Source organism: Neisseria sp. P0021.S005 (genome assembly GCF_051956955.1).
Window position 1 is genome coordinate 1 of sequence record NZ_JBQCWY010000694.1, and the last position, 1,583, is coordinate 1,583.

The 1,583-nt window shown below is 54.3% G+C and carries 2 protein-coding genes and 1 pseudogene; all 3 read left to right on the top strand.

What is annotated here, in order from left to right:
• Positions 1–526, top strand: a 526-nt coding sequence (gene gmhB / locus ACTHUE_RS18400) for a D-glycero-beta-D-manno-heptose 1,7-bisphosphate 7-phosphatase (protein WP_440424130.1), incomplete at its 5' end; no start/stop codon positions are given.
• A gap of 71 nt (positions 527–597) precedes the next feature.
• The gene (locus ACTHUE_RS18405) at positions 598–1,329 is read left to right on the top strand and encodes a lysophospholipid acyltransferase family protein (protein ID WP_004520947.1); all 732 of its coding nucleotides are present in this window, start codon (positions 598–600) and stop codon (positions 1,327–1,329) included.
• Positions 1,330–1,367: 38 nt separating this feature from the next.
• Positions 1,368–1,583 (top strand): annotated as a pseudogene (locus ACTHUE_RS18410) (hypothetical protein); the annotation flags it as partial.

Here is a 1,583-nt window from a genome sequence, read left to right on the forward strand (position 1 = left end):
TTTCGTCAAATCCGTTGACGAATGGATTCCCATCGAAGGCAGCATGGATGCCATCGCCTTTTTAACGCAGGCAGGCTACACCATCGCCGTGGCCACCAACCAATCCGGTATCGGCCGCAAATACTTTGCCGTGCAAGACCTGACCGAAATGCACGCGAAAATGCACCGCCTTGCCGTTCAAGCAGGCGGTACCATCGACGGCATTTGGTTTTGCCCGCACACCGCCGCCGACAACTGCGAATGTCGCAAACCCAAGCCCGGCATGATTATCGACATCATCGAACGCTTCAAGGCCAATGCCGCCGAAACCTGGCTGGTTGGCGACAGCCTGCGTGACCTGCAAGCCATTGATGCCGCAGGCGGCAAATCCGCGCTCGTCCTGACCGGAAAAGGCAAAAAAACGCTGGCCAAACACGAGCAAGACCTGCCCGAACACACCCAAGTCTTCGACAACCTGCTGGCTTTCTCGCAATACATCATGCGTGAAAACACACAAATCGAAGAAGCCGCGCAAGCCATCCTATAAATGACAAGGCCGTCTGAAAACTGCCGACAACGGCGTTCAGACGGCTTTCAAACGACAGACTTTTCCCCGATATGCTGATTATCCGCAACCTGATTTACTGGTTCATCCTTTCCTCTAGCATTATTTTGCTGTTCCCCTTTATGCTGCTTGCCCTGCCCTTTCAAGGCGGCGCGCACAAAATGGCGCAAGTTTGGGTGCGTATCCTCAACTGGTCGCTCAAGCACATCATCGGCTTAAACTACACCTTAAGCGGCGCGGAAAACATTCCCGACCACCCCGCCATCATTTGCGCCAAACACCAAAGCGGCTGGGAAACCCTCGCCCTGCAAGAGATTTTTCCGCCGCAAGTCTATGTTGCCAAACGCGAACTTTTCAAAATCCCTTTCTTCGGCTGGGGCTTGAAGCTGGTCAAAACCATCGGCATCGACCGCAGCAACAGCCGCGAAGCCAACAAACAACTCTTAGAACAAGGCCTTGCGCGTAAAAACGAAGGCTATTGGATTACCATTTTTCCTGAAGGCACACGCCTGCCGCCCGGTGAAAAAGGCCGCTACAAGCTCGGCGGCGCGCGCATGGCAAAAATGTTTGAGATGGACATCGTCCCCGTCGCGCTCAACAGCGGCGAATTTTGGCCGCGCAACTCCTTCCTCAAATACCCCGGCACGGTCAGCGTCATCATCGGCAAACCCATTGCCCACAACAACGGCAATGAAGCCGAACTCATGGCCCAATGCGAGCAATGGATCGAAAGCCAACAGCCCCTGATTACCGGACAAGGCCCGTTCGCGCCCAAAACCAAATAAATCATTCCATCGGGTGGGCCGCTATACCCGCCCTTACCATGCCGTCCAATATTTTTCTCAATATCATGCCCCACCTCCATACCCACACCCTTTCAGACGGCCTCACCATTCATATCCAGCTCAAACACAGTGCCAAGAAAAACCTCATCTTGCGCCCCGTTTCCGCCGATACCGTCAGCATCAATATCCCTCCGTTTGTTACCCAGCGCACCTTTACCCAATGGCTGAACGACAACGAAGCCATCCTGCGCCGT

Excerpts from the sequence above, each read along its gene's own strand:
- ACTHUE_RS18405 (WP_004520947.1), top strand. The coding sequence starts at position 598 with ATGCTGATTATCCGCAACCTGATTTACTGGTTCATCCTTTCCTCTAGC.